At 66.3% G+C, this 19,706-nt stretch carries 22 protein-coding genes; 5 read left to right on the top strand and 17 right to left on the bottom strand.

The genetic code is table 11. The annotated features are described in order from the left end of the window. Positions 1 to 317, bottom strand: a 317-nt coding sequence (locus JWN03_RS14200; protein WP_297614523.1) for a TetR family transcriptional regulator, incomplete at its 3' end; no start/stop codon positions are given. 104 nt (positions 318 to 421) lie between these two features. Here JWN03_RS14200 and JWN03_RS14205 point away from each other — a divergent pair. Further along, positions 422 to 880: a helix-turn-helix domain-containing protein gene (locus JWN03_RS14205; RefSeq protein ID WP_297614525.1), complete on the top strand. Its 459-nt coding sequence runs from the start codon at positions 422 to 424 to the stop codon at positions 878 to 880. Positions 881 to 952: 72 nt separating this feature from the next. Further along, positions 953 to 1,447, top strand: coding sequence for a PIN domain-containing protein (locus JWN03_RS14210; protein ID WP_297614527.1), 495 nt, complete (start codon positions 953 to 955; stop codon positions 1,445 to 1,447). 2 nt (positions 1,448 to 1,449) lie between these two features. Here the strand turns inward: JWN03_RS14210 and purE are convergent, their stop codons facing one another. Then, entirely contained in the window at positions 1,450 to 1,953 is a 504-nt protein-coding gene (purE, locus tag JWN03_RS14215; RefSeq protein ID WP_297614529.1) for a 5-(carboxyamino)imidazole ribonucleotide mutase, read from the bottom strand. Continuing rightward, entirely contained in the window at positions 1,946 to 3,169 is a 1,224-nt protein-coding gene (locus JWN03_RS14220; protein WP_366914398.1) for a 5-(carboxyamino)imidazole ribonucleotide synthase, read from the bottom strand. Before JWN03_RS14220 ends, purE begins: the two co-directional genes overlap by 8 nt. 63 nt (positions 3,170 to 3,232) lie before the next feature. On the opposite strand from JWN03_RS14220, the gene JWN03_RS14225 reads away from it, so the two are divergent. After that, positions 3,233 to 3,775 (top strand): GtrA family protein, encoded by a 543-nt coding sequence (locus JWN03_RS14225; protein WP_297614531.1) that lies wholly within the window; start codon positions 3,233 to 3,235, stop codon positions 3,773 to 3,775. A 145-nt stretch (positions 3,776 to 3,920) separates the two neighbouring features. On the opposite strand, the gene JWN03_RS14230 is transcribed toward JWN03_RS14225, so the two are convergent. The 6 genes from JWN03_RS14230 to JWN03_RS14255 all read right to left on the bottom strand — a co-directional run bounded on the left by JWN03_RS14230 (position 3,921) and on the right by JWN03_RS14255 (position 9,635). Continuing rightward, complete coding sequence (locus JWN03_RS14230) at positions 3,921 to 5,264, bottom strand: HAMP domain-containing sensor histidine kinase (protein ID WP_297614533.1); 1,344 nt, start codon at positions 5,262 to 5,264, stop codon at positions 3,921 to 3,923. A gap of 133 nt (positions 5,265 to 5,397) precedes the next feature. Next, positions 5,398 to 6,099 (bottom strand): response regulator transcription factor, encoded by a 702-nt coding sequence (locus JWN03_RS14235; protein ID WP_297614655.1) that lies wholly within the window; start codon positions 6,097 to 6,099, stop codon positions 5,398 to 5,400. Between the two features lie 179 nt (positions 6,100 to 6,278). Beyond that, entirely contained in the window at positions 6,279 to 6,656 is a 378-nt protein-coding gene (locus JWN03_RS14240) for a hypothetical protein (RefSeq protein WP_297614535.1), read from the bottom strand. Between the two features lie 339 nt (positions 6,657 to 6,995). Next, positions 6,996 to 8,324 carry a sensor histidine kinase gene (locus tag JWN03_RS14245; protein ID WP_297614537.1) on the bottom strand — a complete coding sequence of 443 codons (1,329 nt, stop codon included), beginning with the start codon at positions 8,322 to 8,324 and terminating at the stop codon, positions 6,996 to 6,998. A 78-nt stretch (positions 8,325 to 8,402) separates the two neighbouring features. Then, on the bottom strand, positions 8,403 to 9,080 hold the full coding sequence (locus JWN03_RS14250; RefSeq protein ID WP_297614539.1) for a response regulator transcription factor: 678 nt from the start codon (positions 9,078 to 9,080) through the stop codon (positions 8,403 to 8,405). A 9-nt stretch (positions 9,081 to 9,089) separates the two neighbouring features. Next, positions 9,090 to 9,635: a PH domain-containing protein gene (locus JWN03_RS14255; protein ID WP_297614541.1), complete on the bottom strand. Its 546-nt coding sequence runs from the start codon at positions 9,633 to 9,635 to the stop codon at positions 9,090 to 9,092. 185 nt (positions 9,636 to 9,820) lie between these two features. Here JWN03_RS14255 and JWN03_RS14260 point away from each other — a divergent pair, with 185 nt between their 5' ends. Beyond that, positions 9,821 to 10,774 (top strand): acyl-ACP desaturase, encoded by a 954-nt coding sequence (locus tag JWN03_RS14260; protein WP_297614543.1) that lies wholly within the window; start codon positions 9,821 to 9,823, stop codon positions 10,772 to 10,774. Positions 10,775 to 10,825: 51 nt separating this feature from the next. On the opposite strand, the gene JWN03_RS14265 is transcribed toward JWN03_RS14260, so the two are convergent. The 5 genes from JWN03_RS14265 to JWN03_RS14285 form a co-directional block, all read right to left on the bottom strand. After that, entirely contained in the window at positions 10,826 to 11,626 is an 801-nt protein-coding gene (locus tag JWN03_RS14265; RefSeq protein ID WP_297614545.1) for a biotin--[acetyl-CoA-carboxylase] ligase, read from the bottom strand. A 360-nt stretch (positions 11,627 to 11,986) separates the two neighbouring features. Then, a complete protein-coding gene (locus JWN03_RS14270; RefSeq protein ID WP_297614546.1) occupies positions 11,987 to 12,334 on the bottom strand; it encodes a hypothetical protein in 348 nt (115 codons plus the stop codon). Further along, the gene (locus tag JWN03_RS14275) at positions 12,334 to 12,759 is read right to left on the bottom strand and encodes a DUF1707 SHOCT-like domain-containing protein (RefSeq protein ID WP_297614548.1); all 426 of its coding nucleotides are present in this window, start codon (positions 12,757 to 12,759) and stop codon (positions 12,334 to 12,336) included. The genes JWN03_RS14270 and JWN03_RS14275 overlap by 1 nt, the downstream gene beginning before the upstream one ends. A 244-nt stretch (positions 12,760 to 13,003) precedes the next feature. Beyond that, positions 13,004 to 14,803, bottom strand: coding sequence for an acetyl-CoA carboxylase biotin carboxylase subunit (locus JWN03_RS14280; protein ID WP_297614550.1), 1,800 nt, complete (start codon positions 14,801 to 14,803; stop codon positions 13,004 to 13,006). A 99-nt stretch (positions 14,804 to 14,902) separates the two neighbouring features. Beyond that, positions 14,903 to 15,778, bottom strand: coding sequence for a sulfurtransferase (locus JWN03_RS14285; protein ID WP_297614552.1), 876 nt, complete (start codon positions 15,776 to 15,778; stop codon positions 14,903 to 14,905). Between the two features lie 165 nt (positions 15,779 to 15,943). Here JWN03_RS14285 and JWN03_RS14290 point away from each other — a divergent pair, with 165 nt between their 5' ends. Then, positions 15,944 to 16,714: a helix-turn-helix transcriptional regulator gene (locus JWN03_RS14290; RefSeq protein WP_297614554.1), complete on the top strand. Its 771-nt coding sequence runs from the start codon at positions 15,944 to 15,946 to the stop codon at positions 16,712 to 16,714. Here the strand turns inward: JWN03_RS14290 and JWN03_RS14295 are convergent. The 3 genes from JWN03_RS14295 to JWN03_RS14305 form a co-directional block, all read right to left on the bottom strand. Next, positions 16,640 to 17,275 carry a Maf family protein gene (locus JWN03_RS14295; protein WP_297614556.1) on the bottom strand — a complete coding sequence of 212 codons (636 nt, stop codon included), beginning with the start codon at positions 17,273 to 17,275 and terminating at the stop codon, positions 16,640 to 16,642. The two genes, JWN03_RS14290 and JWN03_RS14295, sit on opposite strands and share 75 nt — an antisense overlap. A 119-nt stretch (positions 17,276 to 17,394) precedes the next feature. Then, positions 17,395 to 17,706, bottom strand: a complete 312-nt coding sequence (locus JWN03_RS14300; protein WP_297614657.1) for an acyl-CoA carboxylase subunit epsilon — start codon at positions 17,704 to 17,706, stop codon at positions 17,395 to 17,397. A 226-nt stretch (positions 17,707 to 17,932) separates the two neighbouring features. Next, positions 17,933 to 19,573: an acyl-CoA carboxylase subunit beta gene (locus JWN03_RS14305; RefSeq protein ID WP_297614558.1), complete on the bottom strand. Its 1,641-nt coding sequence runs from the start codon at positions 19,571 to 19,573 to the stop codon at positions 17,933 to 17,935. Between the last annotated feature and the right edge of the window lie 133 nt (positions 19,574 to 19,706).

Consider the following 19,706-nt stretch of genomic DNA (forward strand, 5'->3'; position numbering starts at 1 on the left):
CGCCACTGGGTGAACCGCTCGAACACCGCGACAACCGCCTCGATCACCGCATCCCACGGATCGCCCGCAGCGCCGTCGAGGAACGCCCGCGCCTGCGCCAACTGCGATTCGTGATCTGCGAAGACCACGTCCTCCTTTGATCGGAACTGCCGGAAGAAGGTACGGCGGGACATCCCCGCAGCCTCCGCGATCTCCTCGACAGTCGTTGCCTCATAACCCTTCTCGGCAAACAACTGCAACGCCTGATCGACGACGGTCAGCCGCCGGGCAGTCGCATCCGCATCGATGCGGGCGTGGGCGGGCAGATCGGTGGGCATCAGCCAACCGTATCGACCCAGACCGCCGCCTCCCGACATCCACTCGGAAACTCTTCACTTATTGCGTTTATTTCGTATAATGCGAATAGAACAGGAGGCGTGCTATGGCAGGGATGGAAGCCGTGAAGCGCTCCGAACCGGGTGCGATCGATGCCGAGATGGCCGCGCGAGCGATGAGACGGATCAAGGACTACCTCATGCGTCACCCCGATGAGGAGGTGATTCCCGTAACCGGGGAGGTCGGCAGCGAGGACGCCCTGGTGCTACCACGTGAGGCGGTGAGCATGCTGGCATTCATCCTGGCGCAGGCCGCCGAAGGGCGTGGGGTATCGGTGGTCCCGTCGCACGCCGAACTGACAACCCAGCAGGCAGCCGCAATGCTGAACGTCTCACGCCCATTCGTGATCAATCTGCTGGAATCCGGCGAGATCCCGTATCGACTCGTCGGCACTCATCGCCGCATTCGATACGACGACCTCAAGACCTACCACCAGCGCAGCGAGTCCAAGAGCAGATCGGCGGCGGACGAACTGAACCGACTCGGCCAGGAGCTGGGAATCTGACCACGGCTTTTGTGGTGATGTACGACGCGAACGTGCTCTACGGCAACACGGTGCGCGACATGATGATTCGCCTTGCGCGGTCAGGCGTCGTACAGGCCAAATGGAGTCATCCGAATCCTCGACGAGGCCATTCGCAGTCTGGCCGCCAAACGTCCGGATATCCCTCCGGACAAGCTCACTCGGCTGCGGCAGCTCATCATCGACGCCGTCCCGGATTGCCTGGTCACCGACTACGAGCCCCTCATCGAAGGACTGAAGTTGCCGGACCCGGACGATCGGCATGTCCTCGCCGCGGCGAGCAAAGCGGGGGCGCAGGTCATCGTGACATCGAATCTCAAAGACTTCCCCGCGGACGCACTGGCTTCCTGGAACGTCGAGGCCAAGAGCCCGGACGACTTCGTCCTGGACCAAATCACGCTCGATGATCGGGTGGTCTGGGCCTGTGTGCAGCAGATCGCTGACTCACGACTTCATCCACCCGAAACCGTCGAGGATGTTCTCGACGCGCTGGAACGCGCCGGGCTGGTCGAATCGGTCGCCGCCCTGCGCGACGGCCGACTGATCTGACGTCAGCCCAGGAGCTGGGCGCGGAGGGCGGCGTCCTTCTCGATGACCATCTTTTCCAGGTCGGCCTGGAATTGCGCCATGCGGGAACGCAATTCGGGGTCGGTGGCGCCGAGGATGCGGACTGCGAGCAGGCCCGCGTTGCGGGCGCCGCCGATGGAGACGGTGGCTACCGGGACGCCGCCGGGCATCTGGACGATGGACAGGAGGGAGTCCATGCCGTCGAGGTGCTTGAGGGGGACGGGGACGCCGATGACGGGCAGGGGGGTGGCGGAGGCGACCATGCCGGGCAGGTGGGCTGCGCCGCCCGCGCCGGCGATGATGACCTGGATGCCGCGGCCCGCGGCCTCCTTGGCGTAGTCGAGCATGCGCTGGGGGGTGCGGTGCGCGGAAACGACACCGACCTCGAAGCGAATTCCGAACTCGGCCAAGGCTTCTGCCGCTGCCACCATGGTGGGCCAGTCGGAGTCGCTGCCCATGATCAGGCCTACCTGCGCGGTCTCAGTCATGATGCGGATCCCATCCGTCGGTCCAAATCGCGTGCGACATCCAGTACGCCGCGCGCTCCGCCTTCTCGCGAGTGATGTCGAGGTCGTCGCCGAGAATATTGATGTGGCCGATCTTGCGATCGGGGCGCTCGCCCTTGCCGTAGAGGTGCACCTTCGCCTCCGGCAGGCGAGCCGCCAGGTGGTGCAGGCGCTCGTCCATGGACATCTCGGGGGCCTCGGCCGCACCGAGAATGTTCGACATCACGGTGACCGGAGCCAGCGCGGCGGTCGAACCGAGCGGATAGTCCAGCACCGCCCGCAGATGCTGCTCGAACTGACCGGTGCAGGCGCCGTCCATACCCCAGTGCCCGGAATTGTGCGGGCGCATGGCCAGCTCGTTCACCAGCAGCTCACCGGAGTGGGTTTCGAAGAGTTCGACGGCCATGGCTCCGGTGACACCGAGTTCGGCCGCCAGGCGCAGCGCCAGGGCCTCGGCTTCGGTCGCCTTGCGCTCGGACAGGCCGGGCGCGGGTGCGATGACCACTGCGCACTGACCATTGCGCTGCACGGTCTCCACCACCGGCCAGGCGGCGGCCTGACCGAACGGGGACCGGGCCACCATGGCCGACAACTCGCGCCGCAGATCCACCTTGGCCTCCGCGAGCAGCGAAACACCGTGCGCCAGCTGATCGGCCACAATGCGCTCGGTCTCGGCGGCATCGGTGGGCATCCACACGCCGCGGCCGTCATAACCGCCGCGCGTGGCCTTCAGCACGAAGGGCCAGCCGTGTTCATTGCCGAACGCCACGGCGTCGGCGGCCGCGGAGACGTCGACAAACGCCGGAATCGGCACACCCAGCTCGGCCAGCTTGCGGCGCATGACCAGCTTGTCCTGGGCGAAGATGAGCGCGCTCGGCGGCGGCTGCACATTCACGCCCTCCGCGATGAGCGCCTCGAGATGTTCGGTGGGCACACCCTCGTGGTCGAAGGTCAGGGCATTCGAACCGACTGCGGCCTTGCGCAGCGCCGCCAGATCGTGGTGACTGCCGTAGACCACATCCGGCGTCACCTGCGCGGCCGGGTCGTCGGGCCGTTCGGCCAGGACACGCAACCGTTGACCCAGCGCAATGGCCGCCTGATGGGTCATGCGCGCGAGCTGACCGCCACCGATCATGGTGACGGTGGGCATCGCGGAAGAATCGAAGGAACGTGCGCTCACGTTCGTAAATGTTGTCATGGCACCCACCCGGTACCCCCCGCGGGTTGGTCTCAGCATCGATGAGCGACGTAGACTCGTCAGGTGTCATTTGTCGACAAGGTCATAAACGTCCTGCCCACACCGTTGCGGGACCTCGCAGACCGGCATTCCGAACTGCTCAAGTTCGCCATTGTCGGTGCGACCACCTTCGTTATCGACGCCGGCATTTTCTACCTGCTCAAGTGGACCGTACTGGACACCAAGCCGACGATCGCCCGCATCCTCTCGGGCACCATCGCGGTCATCGTGTCGTACATCCTCAATCGCGAATGGACCTTCGACAAGCGCGGCGGCCGCGAGAAACATCACGAGGCGCTGCTGTTCTTCGTCGTCAGCGGTATCGGCGTACTACTGGCCAGCCTCCCGCTCTATATCTCCAGCTACGTGTTCGACCTGCGGCAGCCGAATGTGAGTTTCACCGTCGAGAACGTCGCGGACTTCTTCAGCGCCTTCATCATCGGCAATCTGCTACAGATGGCATTCCGCTTCTACGCCATGCGCCGCTGGGTGTTCCCGGATGAAATGAAGGAACTCACCGAAGAGTTCGAAGACCTCATCAACGAGGAACAACTCGGGCACAGCTAGTAACTGAGACCTAGTGCAGCCCGCGACCGCCCGCCTCCCCGAAACTTCAGCGCACGGCTAAGAGCCACGAAAGTTCCATTCGCGCACTTGCTGTCAGGCGCGAAGAAAGTTCTGGGGGGTACCCCGGGAGTTACCCCGACACAAACTAGATCAGTCGTTGCGTCACACCGAGATTCGGTGACCGGACCGCCAAAGTCACGACGAGCCTGGCACCGCCCAAAGGGCTGTCGCTGATTGAAGCGGTGCCGCCGTGCAGGCGGGCCTGCTGGGCTACCAGGGCCAGGCCCAGGCCGCTGCCGGGGGTGGGGCTGGCGCGGTGGAAGCGGTCGAAGACTCGGGTGCGGTCCGGTTCGGGGATGCCGGAGCCGTCATCGTCGATGGTCAGGACGACGGTGTCAGCCATTGGGTGCGCGGCGATCTCGATACGGGTGGCGTCGCCGTGCCGGATCGCATTGGTGACGGCATTCTCGATGACCGAGCGCAGCCCTGCGGCCAGTCCGCGCAGGCGGATCGACTCGACGCCGTCTGCGGTGAGGGATACCCCGGGGTTCAGGCGGCGGGCATCCTCGACCACTTGGTCGACCAGCTGACCCAGATCGACGTCTTCCCAATCGGATTCGGTCGTCAGATCGCCGACTGCCAAGCGCTCCAAGGCATACAGCGCCGACTCCACCGCCTGCTGTCCGGCGAGTACTTCGTCCAGGATCTCCATGCGCTCGGCCTCCGACAGCGGCATGGATCGCAGCACCTGCAGATCGGTGCGCATCGCGGTGAGCGGCGTGCGCAATTCGTGTGCGGCGGTTGCGGCGAAATCCCTTGCGGTGACCAGTGCTTCGCCGGTGTGACGGCGTTCCGCGGAGATCCGGCCCAGCATGGAGTTCATGGCCTCGGCCAATTCCGTTGTCTCGCTTGCCACCGGATGCCGCGGCGGGTCGAGGGTGAGCCGATCACCGAGCTCAGCGGTCTCGGCCGTCAGACGGCGCAGGGGGGCCACCGCCCGCGAGGCGAAGAACCAGCCGAGCAGGGCGGCCAGTGCGGTTCCCGCCAGGCCGATACCGATGATTCGGGTGCGCTGTTTGGCCGCCGAATCCGTTGCCACCGTGCGGGGTACAGCCAGCACCACGGTCTGACCGTCCACGGGCAACGTGCGCGCGTACTCCGAACCCGGTGCGAGTACCGCTGGACTCGGTGCGGTCATTGCGGGGTTCGGTGCGGACGTCTGCGGATGCTGTTGGCTCTCCTGCCACTGTCCGGGCGCGGCCGGTAAGGCCGGGGCCGCCGTTCCGGCGCCCGCACCATTCGGCCCTTCGGTGGTGACAATGGTCTGCGCCGGGTTGATGGCAATGGCGTCCACCACCGAGCCGACCTGCGAACGCGCATCACTGCTCGCGACCGCGAACAACACGACGCTCATCACCGCCACCACAACCGCCGCTGTAGCCGCACTCGCCAGTGCGACGCGCGTGCGCAGCGACAACTGCCGGTTCACTTCGAAACTCCCTGCGCGACCGGTGTAGCAGCGCCGACCGGATCGATCACGCCGCGCCTCGCGGGACCACCGGGGCGCTGCGCACCGCGACCGCCGGACACCCCGGGGTGAGCAGGCCGCGCGTACCCGGGGTTCATGCGTCCATCCGCAGAACGAAACCGACGCCATGCACGGTGTGGACCAACCGCGGGCAGCCGGTGGCCTCGATCTTGCGGCGCAGATAGGAGACGAACACGTCGACCACTTTCGTCTGGGTTTCGAAGTCGTAGCCCCACACACGATCCAGCAGCTGGGCACGAGTGAAGACCTGGCCCGGTGCGGCGGAAAGCGCTGCCAGCAGGTCGAATTCGCGTTTGGTCAGATCCAGCAGCACATCGTTGGCATAGGCGCGACGAGCACTGGGATGAATGGTGAGCGGGCCCACCACAATTCGATCGGACGTGTGGGCGGGCGCGGGTGCCCGGCGCAGCATGGCCCGCAGGCGCGCCACCAGTTCACCCAGATCGAAGGGCTTGGTCAGATAGTCGTCGGCTCCGGCCTCGAGCGCACCGATCCGATCGGTCACCTCCGCGCGTGCGCTCAGCACACAGATCGGAATGTCATTGCCGAACGAGCGCAGCGCCGTCACCACCTGCACCCCGTCCAATTGCGGCATATTCAGATCCAGCACCATGGCCTGCGGCGCGCTCGCCGTAATGCGCTGTAGCGCGGCGGCCCCGTCCGTCGCGGTCTCGACCTCGAAACCGGACAGCCGCAGCCCCCGCGCCACCGATGCCAGCACCCGGGCATCGTCATCCACAACCAGGATCAGCGGATTGTTCACGGCACCGACGATACGGACGCGACCCGTGAGCCAACTGTCAGCGAACCGATCGGCCCGTGCGATCGGTGATTCCGGGCCACCGGCCGATTATCACGCATCGGCGGTCACCCCGCCCAGCGTCGCAGGTGACTCAGCTCGCGCTCCCAGGGACTCAGCGCCGAGCAGTCGCTCAGACCGTCCTGTGGGATGACTCAGCCCGCGCTGCCGGTGGACGGAGCCGGGTAGGTGGGCTGGGCCGGGATGCTGTCGCGCGGAACCAGGGTCACCCGGGGCTGGTCACCGGGCATCGGGGTGGCCAGGACCGCACCGGGCGGCAACTGACCCGGCTGCAGCACCGTGACATTGCCGTCGCGGTCCTGGGTCACAGTCACGGTCTGCGACGGATCGCCAGGCAGGTACTGACCCGGATCCAGCTGGACGGCCGCACCCGGCTGAGTCACCTGCGCGACACCCGAATTCACCTCGGGCTCGGCCGCATTCGCCGCCGCCGGAACCATCAACGCGGCAATCAAAGCGACTCCCGCAAACCCGCCGGCAATCGCTCCGCGCCGTACTGTGGACTTCTGCATAACTGCTCCTTCGTCTCGCCTGCCTGTCCTGACGAATCCGAAGGTATGCAGCAACTCCTCAGCCCCCACTAACGAATGGTTAGAGAACCGATAGAAACCGACCGGCCGCCGAAGCCGGCGCACTGCGTCGCCTGCCGCGCACGGAATCTGCGGCTATTTCCTGCGCGGCAACCCAACTCGTGCGCGGCGTCCGAGTTCGTGCCCAACGTGCGAGTTCGCGCAAGGCGCGCGGCATGTTCTTCGTCGGCCGGGTGCGCGGCTGGCCGGTGGCCCGCTAGGGTGCGCAGACGCTCAGGGCGTACGAGTTCGCGCACGGGGTGGGAATTCGTGCGCGGTGCGTCAGCGCGGTTCGGTGATGGGGCCGGTGGCGGCGCGGGTGGCGCTGGCTGCCGAGCCACCGGTGGAGCCGAGGAAGACTGCGAAGAGGGCGGGGCGGCGGCGCTGTAGTTCCATGCGGCCGCCGTCGGCTTCGATGAGGGCGCGCGCCAAAGCCAGTCCCACACCGGTGGATCCGGCGGCCGAGAAGCCGCGGTCGAAGATGTGCGGGGCGAGTTCGTCACGCACGCCGTCACCTTCGTCGGCGACTTCGACACAGACCAGCGGTTCGCGATCGGCGATGCCGCCGGTGACCGTGCGCACCGAGACCGTGCAGGTGCCGCCGCCGTGCATGAGGGCATTGTCGACCAGCACCGCGAGCGCCTCGCGCAGCCGGGAACCGGTCACCGGCGCGCGCAGTGTCGGATCACCGAGCAACACCAGTTTGCGGCCCGCCTCGGCGAAGGGATGCCGCCATTCCGCCACCACGCCACGCAATTCCGCCACCACAGGCACCGGATCGCGATCGGCCGCACCCTCGTCGCGGGAGGCCCGCACGAGTTCGTCGATGGCGCCGGTGAGCCGATCCACCTGTGCCATGGCCTCTTCCGCCTCGTGCACCACCGCCGGATCGCTGTGCGTGGAGAGTTCGTCCAGGCGCAGCCGCACCGCGGTCAGCCGGCTGCGCAGCTGATGCGACACATCCGCGACCAGCGCGTGCTCACGCTGCAGGCGGCCCGCGATTTCGACTGTCGCCGAATCCAGCACATCCGACACGCGATCCAGTTCGGTGATGCCGTGCCTGCGCGAATCGGCGCGGAAATCACCCATGGCCAAGCGCGCCGCACGCGCCGCCACATCACGCAGCGGATCGGCCACCCGGCGCGCGGTCACCACCGCCACCGCGATACCCGCGCCCAGCGAGATGAGCACCAGCGCCGCCACCGCGCCCAGCGCCTGCCGCTGCATCGAATGCATCGGCGCGGCAGGCGTTTCCAGCCGCAGCGAACCGGAGGTGCCCATGGCGAGGGATTCCGCCAGCGGATCCGATACCTCGGTGGCGCCGACATCGACACGGGAGGCATTGTCCTGCGGCGTCGGATAGACGATGGTCAGCTGCCCGTCCTCCGGAATCAGCGGCCGCACCGAGCGCAGGTCGAGTTCCCCGTGCACCAGGCCGTCGTCCTTCTCCTGCGCCACCACCTCCACCGCGATCCGATCGAGGCGATTGCGAAGTTCGTTGCGGGTGATGTCCTCGACCCACTGCCAGGCCGTGAAGGACAGCGGCACACCGAGAATCAGCGTGGTGAGGGTGAGCGCGGCCACCATCGACAGCAGGATCCGGCGTCTCATCGTAGATATGCCTCGCTTCGCTCGGCTTGCGATACGGGCGCGCCACGGCGCGGGGTCGTTCTCAGAGAGCACAGGCCGCTAGTCGGTGTTGAAGCGGAAGCCTACGCCGCGCACCGTCACGATCCGGCGCTCCGCCACCGGCCCCTCGTCACCGATCTTGCGGCGCAACCAGGACATATGCATATCCAGGGTCTTCGAGCCGCGCAGATCCGCATCACCCCACACCTCGCGCAGAATGGTCTCGCGCGAGACCACCTGACCCGCACGATCGATGAGCACCTTCAGCAGCTCGTACTCCTTGTTGGCCAGATTCACCTCGAGGCCGTTCACCAGCACCCGGCGCGCGGCCGGCTCCAGCCGGATACCGCCGACCTCCACCGTCTCGTCACCGATTCCGCTGCGCCGCAACAGCGCTCGAACCCGGGCGAGGAGCTCGGCGAGCCGGAACGGCTTACCCACATAGTCGTCGGCGCCGGCGTCCAGGCCCACCACGAAATCCACCTCATCGGTGCGCGCGGTGAGCATCAGCACGGCCAGATCGGCCCCGCGCGCCCGCACCTGACGGCACACCTCGAGGCCATCCATGCCCGGTAGGCCGAGATCGAGAATCAGCAGATCATGGCCGCCCTCGAGGGCGCGTTCCAATACGGCGGGACCGTAACTCTCGACGGTCACCGAATAGCCTTCACGCCCCAGCGCACGCGACAGCGGAGCGGCAATGGCCTCGTCGTCTTCGGCCAGGAGAACAGCGGTCACGGGGCAAGCCTACGGGTACACGGGCGGCGAACCGGGATAGCCACCACCTCGCGGATCGTTTTGCACCACATCGAAGACCTGGTGGTAGAGCAGCGCGTGCACCTGCTGCACATGCGGAATATCGTCGTACTCCAACGGATCCTCCGACGCCGACCCGATGATCAGCGTGCCCGTCCCCAGCATTCGATCGAACAACCGGTGCCGGAACTGCACATTCGAGATGCGGTTCATCGGAATGTCGATACCGGTGTGCGTGAGTACACCCTGCCGGATCAGGACACGCCGATCGGTAATGATGAAGTGCGTCGACTTCCAGCGCAGCAGCGGGGTGACGCTGCGCCACAACACGATCGCCAGCCACACCACCAGAATGGCGATCAGCAGACCCGACCGCAGTGTGCCGTCGGTATTGCGCGAAGCAACACCCGCACCGAACCCGGCCAATGCGGTGATAAGGATGAAAGTTACAGCGGGCCAGAACAACATCTTCCAATGCGGATGGCGATGCAGCACCAAGTGCTCCTCCGGCGCCAGTGCCTCCTCCGGATAACCCATACGAGCACCGTACCGCGCGGAGATGTCAGAATGCCTCACGCCGAGCAGCGCTCTGGCGCACAATCGTGCGGCATCCGCGTAGCATCGGCGACCACAGAACTGCCTTTCGTCGAGCTGTCCCGCGCAACACCATTCCGGCCCCGCCGTATCTTTTCGATCCCCGGCGCATGACTCAGGAGGCGTGTGTGACCCGATCGTTGACCCAGCTGCAGATCCTGCAAGAACTCGAACCCGTGGCCGAAGAGAATTTGAACCGCCACCTGTCCATTGCGAAGGACTGGTACCCGCACGACTACGTGCCGTGGGACCAGGGCCGCAATTTCGCCGCCATGGGCGGCGAGGACTGGGATCCGTCCCAGTCCACGCTCACCGAGGTCGCCAAGATCGCCATGGTGACGAACCTGCTCACCGAGGACAATCTGCCCTCGTACCACCGGGAGATCGCCGAGAACTTCTCCCAGGACGGCGCCTGGGGCACCTGGGTCGGCCGCTGGACCGCCGAGGAGAACCGGCACGGCATCGTCATTCGCGACTACCTCGTGGTGACCCGTGGCGTCGATCCGGTGGCGCTCGAAGAGGCGCGCATGATCCACATGACCAATGGCGCCCAGTCCCCCGACGATTGGGGCGGCTTCCTGGAGAACGTGGCGTACGTGACCTTCCAGGAGCTCGCCACCCGTGTCTCGCACCGCAATACCGGCCGGGTCTGCGACGACCCGCTGGCCGACCGCATGCTGCAGCGCATCGCCACCGACGAGAACCTGCACATGATCTTCTACCGCACCCTCTGCGGCGCGGGCCTGGACCTGGTGCCCGATCAGGCCATGGCGGCGATCACCAAGGTGCTCACCAACTTCGTCATGCCCGGGTACGGCATGCCGAACTTCCGGCGAAATGGCGCCATGATGGCCAAGCACGGCATCTACGACCTGCGCCAGCACCTCGAAGAGGTGATCAAGCCGGTGCTCAAGAACTGGAATATCTTCGAGCGCAACGACTTCACCGCCCAGGGCGAAGCCGATCGCGACACCCTCGCCGCCTATGTCGAGAAGCTCGAAGGCGATGTCGTGAAGTTCGAGGAGCAGCGCGACCGGCTGCTCGCCCGCGAGGCCGCGCGCGCGGAGTTGCTGAGCGTCTAGCACCTATTCGAACAGTCCCCGTCATCTCGCGATGACGGGGGTGCACCGCTGTCAGTACTCGGCGCGCAGGTGGGTGACATCGCCGGCGGCGACGGCGCGGTCGCCGATCAGCAGGCGGCCGTGTTCGTCTACGCCGGTGGCGATTCCGGTGAGCACCTCACCGCCGGGGAGTTCGGCGCGGACCTGTGCGCCGATGGTGGAGCAGCGGTCGCGGTAGTCCGCCGACAGGTCGCCGATATCCCAGCCCGTGGCTTCCCAGGTGGTGAAGCGGCGGGCGAACTCGCGCAGGATGGCCGCCGCCAGCGCGGTGCGATCCGGTTCCAGATCGCCGGACAGCACCAGCGAAGTGGCATGCGGGACAGGCAGTTCCGCCTCGGTCAGGCTCACGTTCAGGCCGACGCCGACCACCACCGCGGGATCACTGCCCGCAGCGGCGATCTCGGCGAGAATGCCCGCCAGCTTGCGCCCATCGACCAGAATGTCATTGGGCCACTTCAGAATTGCCTTCACCCCGGTCGCCGCGCGCACCGCGTCGACCACCGCCACTCCGGTCAGTAGGGGCAGCCAGCCCAGCACCGCCGGATCGATACCGCGCGCCCGCACCAGCAGCGACATGGCGATCTGCGCGCGCGGCGGGCTCACCCAGGTCCGCTCGTGCCGGCCGCGGCCCCGCTCCTGCGCCTCGGCGATCAGCACCAGGTGATCGTTGTGCGAATCGGCCGCACGGGCAACCAGATCCGCATTCGTCGAACCGGTCGACTCCACCACGTCGATCTCGGTGAAGAACGCCCGCTCCGGCGACTCGGCGAGAGTGCTGCGCAACCGGGCGATATCCAAGGCTGGCCTGTTCATGCCCGCAGGCTACTCCACGGGAAGCACCGGACATATCGCCACCGAAGTCCGCCGCGGCGCGCCCGCTGTTACCGGCGGACGCGCCGTCCCCGCCATTCGGACGCTCGCCCTGATCGCTGTCGGTCCCCGTGTAATGGCCCGGATCGGTGATCGTCGGCTGCGGCTCGGTGACCTTCCAACTCGTGACCGCCGATACCGCAGCTCTCTCTGCCTGGTGACTACCCCAGTTCCACATGACCGTCTCCCCTGTCGCCGGTTTCGGATGCGACTCCAGGGTCCCTTGCAATGTGGTTGGGCACCAGCGATTTTTGCCATGGAACAACCGATGGCAAGGCGATGAGCTGGGCTTTCAGTAGTGAATCAGACGGTCGCGCGCGGCTGCAATCCGAGGAATCCGGACGTGAAGCGGTGCACCGCGAGCAAGCCGTCGTCGAGCGCCTCCTGATACCCGGCCCGCACCCAGCCGGACACCTCGGCGGTGCCGTCGCCGCCGGGCGTCACGCCGATCTCGGCGACCATCTCGGCGGTTGTCGGTACGCACACCGCCCACGAGAAGTGCGTCTCGTCGGCCCATTCCGCGGTCCGCCGCGCCACGTACTCCGGATCGGTGATGCCACCGTCCGCCAGCGCGGGCCGATCATCGATCCGCTCATCCGCGCGCAGGGCCCGCAGATACCAATTGCCCGCGTTGATCTCCATGGGTTCCATCAGCGCCCACGCCTGCGATCCCGGCGATCATCCCGCCGTAATTCCCGCTGCAGACTCTTCCGCTCCCGACTGCTCTCACCGAACAGCAGCGCACCGGCGAGCGGGATCAGCAGGAACACCCACCACTGACTGGTGATGAAGAAAAGGATCACCGCCACGATCGGGACCACCGGCATGATGCGCTCCGGCCAGTTCGTCCCGAACCGGGACTCACGCTTCGCGGGCACAGCGCTATCGCTCACCACCGCAGGCAGATCCGTGAACACCGTCTCCAGATCCCCGCGCGTCATCGCCGCCGCGACAATCCCACTGCGCTCATCGAATTCGGCCACGCTGAGCCGGCCCGCCGCGAAGTTGTCCGATAGCCGCTTCATGGCCTCCTCCCGCTCCGCGGTGCCGATGCGAATGTCCGGTGGTTCAGCCATATGTCGACCTTATCGCGCCCGGTCGAGCCCCGCGTCCGCCGCAAGGCGTAATCGCCCCTCGCTGCGAGGGGTAGCGGGTTCGCGGGGGCGCCGCCTCCGAACCCCCGGAGAGAGAACTCGGGGACAAGCCCCCTAACCCCCTCGGTGAAAGCAGCCTGACGCACCCTGGAATGCGTTTGGGCCGCTCACAAGTGAGCGGCCCAAACGGGAAAGATGTTGCCGGACGGTCAGATCCGGCGGGAGATCACTTGATCTCGGCCAGGACGGTGCCCTGGGTGATGGCGGCGCCCGCCTCCACCGACAGACCGGTGATGACGCCGGCCTTGTGTGCGGTGACGGGGTTTTCCATCTTCATGGCCTCGAGCACGACGACCAGGTCGCCGATCTCGACGGTCTGGCCCTCTTCGACGGCGACCTTGACGACGGTGCCCTGCATGGGCGCGGTCACCGAGTCGCCGGACGCACCGGCGCCGGCCGCGCCACCACGCTTGCGCGGCTTCGGCTTCTTGCGGATGACACCCGCACCATTACCGGCGGGGGCAGCAGCGGCGCCGACCGAGAACTGGCCGGGCAGGGAGACCTCGAGGCGACGGCCGCCGACCTCGACGACCACCTTCTGGCGGGGGCCCTCTTCGTCCTCATCGATCGCGACGCCACCGGTGTACGGCTCGATGGTGTTGTCCCAGTCGTTCTCGATCCACTTGGTGTAGACGTCGAACTTGGTGCCGTCGCCGATGAACGCGGGGTTCTCGACAATGTGGCGATGGAACGGGAGAACCGTTGCCAGGCCCTCGATCTGGTACTCGGCCAGAGCGCGAGCGGCACGCTGCAGCGCCTGCTCCCGGTTCTCGCCGGTGACGATCAGCTTGGCCAGCATGGAGTCGAACTGGCCGCCGATGACACTGCCCTCGACCACACCGGAATCGACGCGCACACCGGGGCCCGCGGGCTCCTTGTAGACGACGACCGGGCCGGGGGCGGGCATGAAGCCGCGGCCCGCGTCCTCACCATTGATGCGGAACTCGAACGAGTGCCCGCGCGGAGTCGGGTCTTCCTTGATCGAGAGCTCGTGGCCCTCGGCGATGCGGAACTGCTGGCGCACAAGATCAATGCCGGCCGTTTCCTCCGTCACCGGGTGCTCGACCTGCAGGCGGGTGTTCACCTCGAGGAAGGACACCGTCTCGCCCTGCACCAGGTACTCCACCGTGCCGGCGCCGTAGTACTCGGCCTCCTTGCAGATGGCCTTGGCGGAGGCGTGGATCTTGCCGCGCACCTCGTCGGAGAGGAACGGCGCGGGGGCCTCCTCGACCAACTTCTGGAAGCGGCGCTGCAGCGAGCAGTCGCGGGTACCGACGACGATCACGTTGCCGTGCTTGTCGGCGAGCACCTGCGCCTCGACGTGGCGGGCCTTGTCCAGGTACTGCTCCACGAAGCATTCGCCGCGACCGAAGGCGGCAATGGCCTCACGGGTGGCGGACTCGAACAGCTCCGGGATCTCCTCGATGGTCTGCGCGACCTTCATACCGCGACCACCACCACCGAAGGCGGCCTTGATGGCCACCGGAACGCCGTACTCCTTGGCGAACGCGACCACCTCGTCGGCGTTCTTCACCGGATCCTTGGTGCCCGCGGCCATCGGAGCATTGGCACGCTGCGCGATGTGGCGCGCGGTGACCTTGTCACCCAGGTCGCGAATGGACTGCGGCGAGGGGCCGATCCAGATGAGACCGGCATCGATCACGGCCTGCGCGAATTCGGCGTTCTCCGAAAGGAAGCCGTAGCCCGGGTGGATCGCGTCGGCGCCGGACTTCGAGGCGGCCTCGAGAATCTTGGCGAACACCAGGTACGACTCGGCGGAAGTCTGGCCACCGAGCGCGAACGCCTCGTCGGCAAGCTTCACGAACGGCGCATCGGCATCCGGCTCCGCGTACACCGCGACGCTGCCGATACCGGCGTCCTTGGCAGCCCGGATCACGCGCACGGCGATCTCGCCTCGGTTGGCTACGAGGACCTTGGTGATCTGCGCGTTGGCATGGTTGGGCACTGAGCCTCCTGTGCTCTGAAAACTTCGTCTTGGGCGAGTGTAGGCAGTGTGCCAACAACCGCCGAACCGGGATAGGGCTACCCATGGGTAGGCCCGAAATTACTGGCCGGGGTCTTCTCCGACGAGTATGGGTGCGCCGACGGCGTTTGCCCACTCGGTCCAGGAACCGTCGTAGTTACGGACGCCCTGCACACCGACGAGGTAGGTCAGGACGAACCAGGTGAGCGCTGCCCACCGGCCGATGCGGGAGTACACCAGCGGTGGAATCCCCTCGGACACCCCACCGTAAATCACATCCAGCTCGGCGCGGGGGCGGAATCGAGAATCCGCACCGACCGAGGCGCTCCACGGGATGCTGACGGCCGTCGGAATATGGCCGGCGCGCAGGGCCTGCTCCTCCGGGCGGTCCAGCACCACCAGTTCGCCGGTGTACTCGCCGAACTCGCGGGCGTCGATCAGCGGGCCGCCCAGATGGGCCACCACGTCCGCGCGGAACGCGCGCGCGGTCTTGTCGTCACGCTCCACCACCGGGTACTCGCCGTGGACCGGATACGGCACCTCGAAGGTGGTGTCGCGGGCCTCGGAGATCCAGGCATCCCGGCCACCGTCCAGCAGGCGCACATCCTCGTGTCCGAAGAGGTCGAACACCCACAGGGCGGCGGCCGCGGTGCCATTGGCCCGATCGCCGTAGATAACCACGGTGTCGTCGCGTCCGATACCTTTGGCGCGCATGAGCGCGGCGAAGGTTTCACCGTCGACGACATCGCGTTTCCGGGGATCCATCAACTCGGTTCGCCAATCGATCTTGATGGCGCCCGGGACATGCCCGATGTCGTATAGCAATATGTCTTCGTTGGACTCGATGATCTTGAGTCCCGGCGCGCCGATGTTTGCCGACAGCCATTCTGTGGTTACTAGTCGGTGAGGATGTGCGAAGGAACCGAACGAGGGATGCGGATCCGGGGCAACGGGCACAGTGTGGTCCTTCACGCGTGGTGGGTTGGGTGTTGGCGGTTCGAATCTCAGCACCGATCGTAGGCAAGTAGCGGCAACGAAACTCGTTTCAGATCACGAATCGGGTGATTGAGCGAATTAAGCGCAGCTTCATCCGATAAAGTCTCCCGAGAGGAGGGGTGAGCTATGTCCGATTCTTGGCCGCGACGACGACTGCTCGCGATCCTACGTGGCGCAAGCGAGCCTCTCGATGCGCAGGAACTGGCCCGTGTCACCGGTCAGCATGTGACTACGGTGCGTTTCCATTTGGATGTCCTCACCCGGGAATCGCTGGTACGGCAATTTCAGCAACCCCCACGGGGTCGCGGCCGCCCGCGCATCGGCTATACCGCCGTGCAGCGATCCGTCGGTTATCAGGAATTGGCACAGGTACTCGCTGACCAGCTCGGTAGTGATCCGCGCCGCCGCTCCGACGCCGCCATTTCGGCCGGACGCGTCTGGGGTTCGAAACTGGAATCGGTGGATCAGCCGATCGAGACTCTCGACGACGCCCGGGATCTCACCATTACCGTCGCCTCCGAACTCGGATTCGCACCCGAACGCGACCACGCCGGTGAAACCGATGAGCAATCCCTGATCCGGCTCACCGCCTGCCCGCTGCGCGAACTCGCGCGCACCCATTCCGAAGTGGTGTGCGGCGTCCATCTGGGACTCATGCGCGAAGTGCTGGACCACAACGGCGCCCGCGATACCGTTTCCGTCCGCCTGCATCCGTTCGTGGAGCCCGAATTGTGCGTGGCGCGACTGGAACTGCTCACGGCCCGGACAGCCGAGGGCGTGCCCGGCGTGAACAGCGATGCCGAAGAACCCCGGCTCGCGACCTCAACGAATCGCGTCGCTCCACAATTGCGTAGCCCCGACGCCCACCTCGGCAAGCAGTCGACGAACCAGCGGTAGACCGATACCGATCACGCTGGAGGGATCACCCTCGATGCGATCGACGAACCAGGCGCCGCGGCCGTCCAGCGTGAAGGCGCCGGCCACCTGCAGCGGTTCACCCGTGGCGATGTAGGCATCCAGCTCATCGGCGTCGGGTTTGGCGAAATGCACTGTGGTGGAGCTGCAATCGGCGGCCTCGGCGACGATCTCACCGTCGCGCAAGCGCAGCACGCAGTGCCCGGTGAGCAGATCGGCACTGCGCCCGGCCATCTCGGACCAGCGTGCCCGCGCGACCTCGGCGGTCAGCGGTTTGCCCTGCAGCACACCGTCGACGAGCAGCATCGAGTCACAGCCCACCACAACGGAATCGGGGAATGCACCGGCCAGTGTGGGAGCGACATCGCGCGCCTTGGCGCGGGCCAGTTCGATCACGACCTGATCCGGTGCGGTGCCTGCGGGCAGCGCCGCGGCAACAGCGTCCTCGTCCACGTTCGATACCCGGACCACCGGTTCGATACCCGCATTGCGGAGTACACCGAGCCGAGCGGGAGATTGGGACGCCAATACGAAAGTCGTCACAGGCGCTGTCTCATTTCGACGGGTCGGAGGCAAGGGCACTGCGAGAAGGTACTACAGGGGAACGCACGTCAGCGGCGGGGAGGCGGCGCGGCGCCCCCATGCCCTGACTACCCGCGGAGTCAGTCGCGCTGATGCGACAGTGCGGGAAATGCGTACGGCGAGAACGGCGACGAGCCGCGGTGCAGCAGTGTGGGGCGACCCCACATATCGGCGGGGCCGTTGTCGGCGGAACCACCGGGAGCGCTCGAGGCGGCGGCGAAAACAGCCACCAGGGCAGCCAGTTCGACGTCGCTCGGATTGCCCTTCACAACCTGGATGACCGGGCCGATATTCGACGGTTCAGTCTCGGCTACTGCCGTATCGACCGCTTCCGTCAATCCATCGACGGCCAGATCCAGTTCGGCGGCGCGCAGTACTTCTTCGTCAGCCATGGTCGTCACAGCGCCAGTCCTCCTGTCCAATTGCCGCGCGGGTAGCGCGGCTGTTCACGGAAAGTGGTTCAAGTCCGCAAACGGTAATAGTTTCGACCCTCTACGTCGAGGGCCGGTTCCTACCATCTTTACTCGGATGAGGCGTTCCTGCGCGGTACGGGGAACCGGCACGAAGCATGCCGGACCCTAGCCTCAGTGTGCGCCTCACACCGCGCTTATCGTCGAATCAGAGTGGAATGTTGCCGTGCTTCTTCGGCGGCATGGTCACCATCTTGCGTTCCAGCAGACGCAGCGCCGAAACGATCTGGCCGCGGGTGTGCGAGGGCGGGATGACCGCGTCGACGTAGCCGCGCTCGGCCGCCACGTACGGGTTGACCAGTGTGTCCTCGTACTCGTTCTGGAGCTCGAGGCGCAGCGCGTCGACATCGGCGCCTTCGGCGGCCGCGTCCTTGAGCTGCTTGCGGTAGACGAATCCGACTGCGCCCGAAGCACCCATGACGGCGATCTGAGCGGTCGGCCACGCGAGGTTCACATCGGCGCCCATGTGCTTGGAACCCATGACGTCGTAGGCGCCGCCGTATGCCTTGCGGGTGATGATTGTGATCTTACCCACAGTGGCCTCGCCGTAGGCATAGAGCAGCTTGGCGCCACGGCGAATGATGCCGTTGAACTCCTGGCCGGTGCCGGGCAGGAAGCCCGGAACGTCGACCAGCGTGATGATCGGGATATTGAAGGCGTCGCAGGTGCGCACGAAGCGTGCGGCCTTCTCCGAGGCGTCGATATCCAGGCAGCCCGCGAACTGCGAGGGCTGGTTGGCCACGAAGCCGACGCTGCGGCCGTCGATGCGGGCGAAGCCGATGATGATGTTCATCGCGCGCTCGGCCTGCACCTCCAGGAACTCGCCGTCGTCCACCAGGCGCTTGATGACCTCGTGCATGTCGTACGGCTGGTTCGGCGAATCCGGGACGATGCTGTCGAGCTCGAGGTCCTCGGCGGTGAGCGAGTCCTCGATGGCGCCGACGATCGGATCGGTGGCCGGGAAGCGCGGCGCCTCGGCGCGGTTGTTGCTCGGCAGGTAGTTGAGCAGGTCCTTGACGTAGTCGAGGGCGTCCTGCTCGCCGGAGGCGACGTAGTGCGCGACACCGGACTTCACCATGTGGGTGTGGGCGCCGCCCAGCTCCTCCATGGTGACTTCCTCACCGGTGACGGTCTTGATCACGTCGGGGCCGGTGACGAACATCTGGCTGGTCTGATCGACCATGACCACGAAGTCGGTGAGCGCCGGGGAGTACACGTGGCCGCCGGCGGCCGGGCCCATGATGAGCGAGATCTGCGGAATCACGCCGGACGCCTGGATATTGCGGTGGAAGATCTCACCGTAATGCCCCAGGGAGACAACGCCTTCCTGGATGCGTGCGCCAGCGCCCTCGTTGATGCCGACCAGCGGGCGGCCGGTCTTCAGCGCCAGGTCCATGACCTTGACGATCTTCTCGCCGTACACCTCACCGAGCGAGCCACCGAAGACGGTGACGTCCTGGGAGAAGAGGCAGACGTCGCGGCCGTCGATGGTGCCGTAACCGGTCACCACGCCGTCGCCGAGCGGACGCTGGTTCTCCAGGCCGAAATTGACGCTGCGGTGCCGGGCGAGCGCGTCGAGTTCCACGAACGAGCCTTCGTCCACGAGGGCGAGAATGCGCTCGCGCGCGGTCATCTTGCCCTTGGCGTGCACCTTGTCGACCGCGGCCTCACCCATCGGGTGCTTGGCCTCTTCCAGCCTGTTACGCAGGTCAGCAAGCTTGCCGGCGGTGGTGTGGATATCGGGGGCGCCCGCCGACCCCGGCGAAGGCTGCTGCTGGACACTCGTCATGCCCGGAGTGTAACCAGTGCCAGTGCCCTCTGGTAATCCAGGAATGGCTACTCGTGAGTACGTTTATTGACTACCTGCCAGTAAATATCCGCAGGTAGATACCCGATTATGCAGGCCGCAGCGCCACGGAGAC

The organism is Nocardia sp. (genome assembly GCF_025465275.1).
In the GTDB taxonomy this organism is placed as follows: Bacteria; Actinomycetota; Actinomycetes; order Mycobacteriales; family Mycobacteriaceae; genus Nocardia.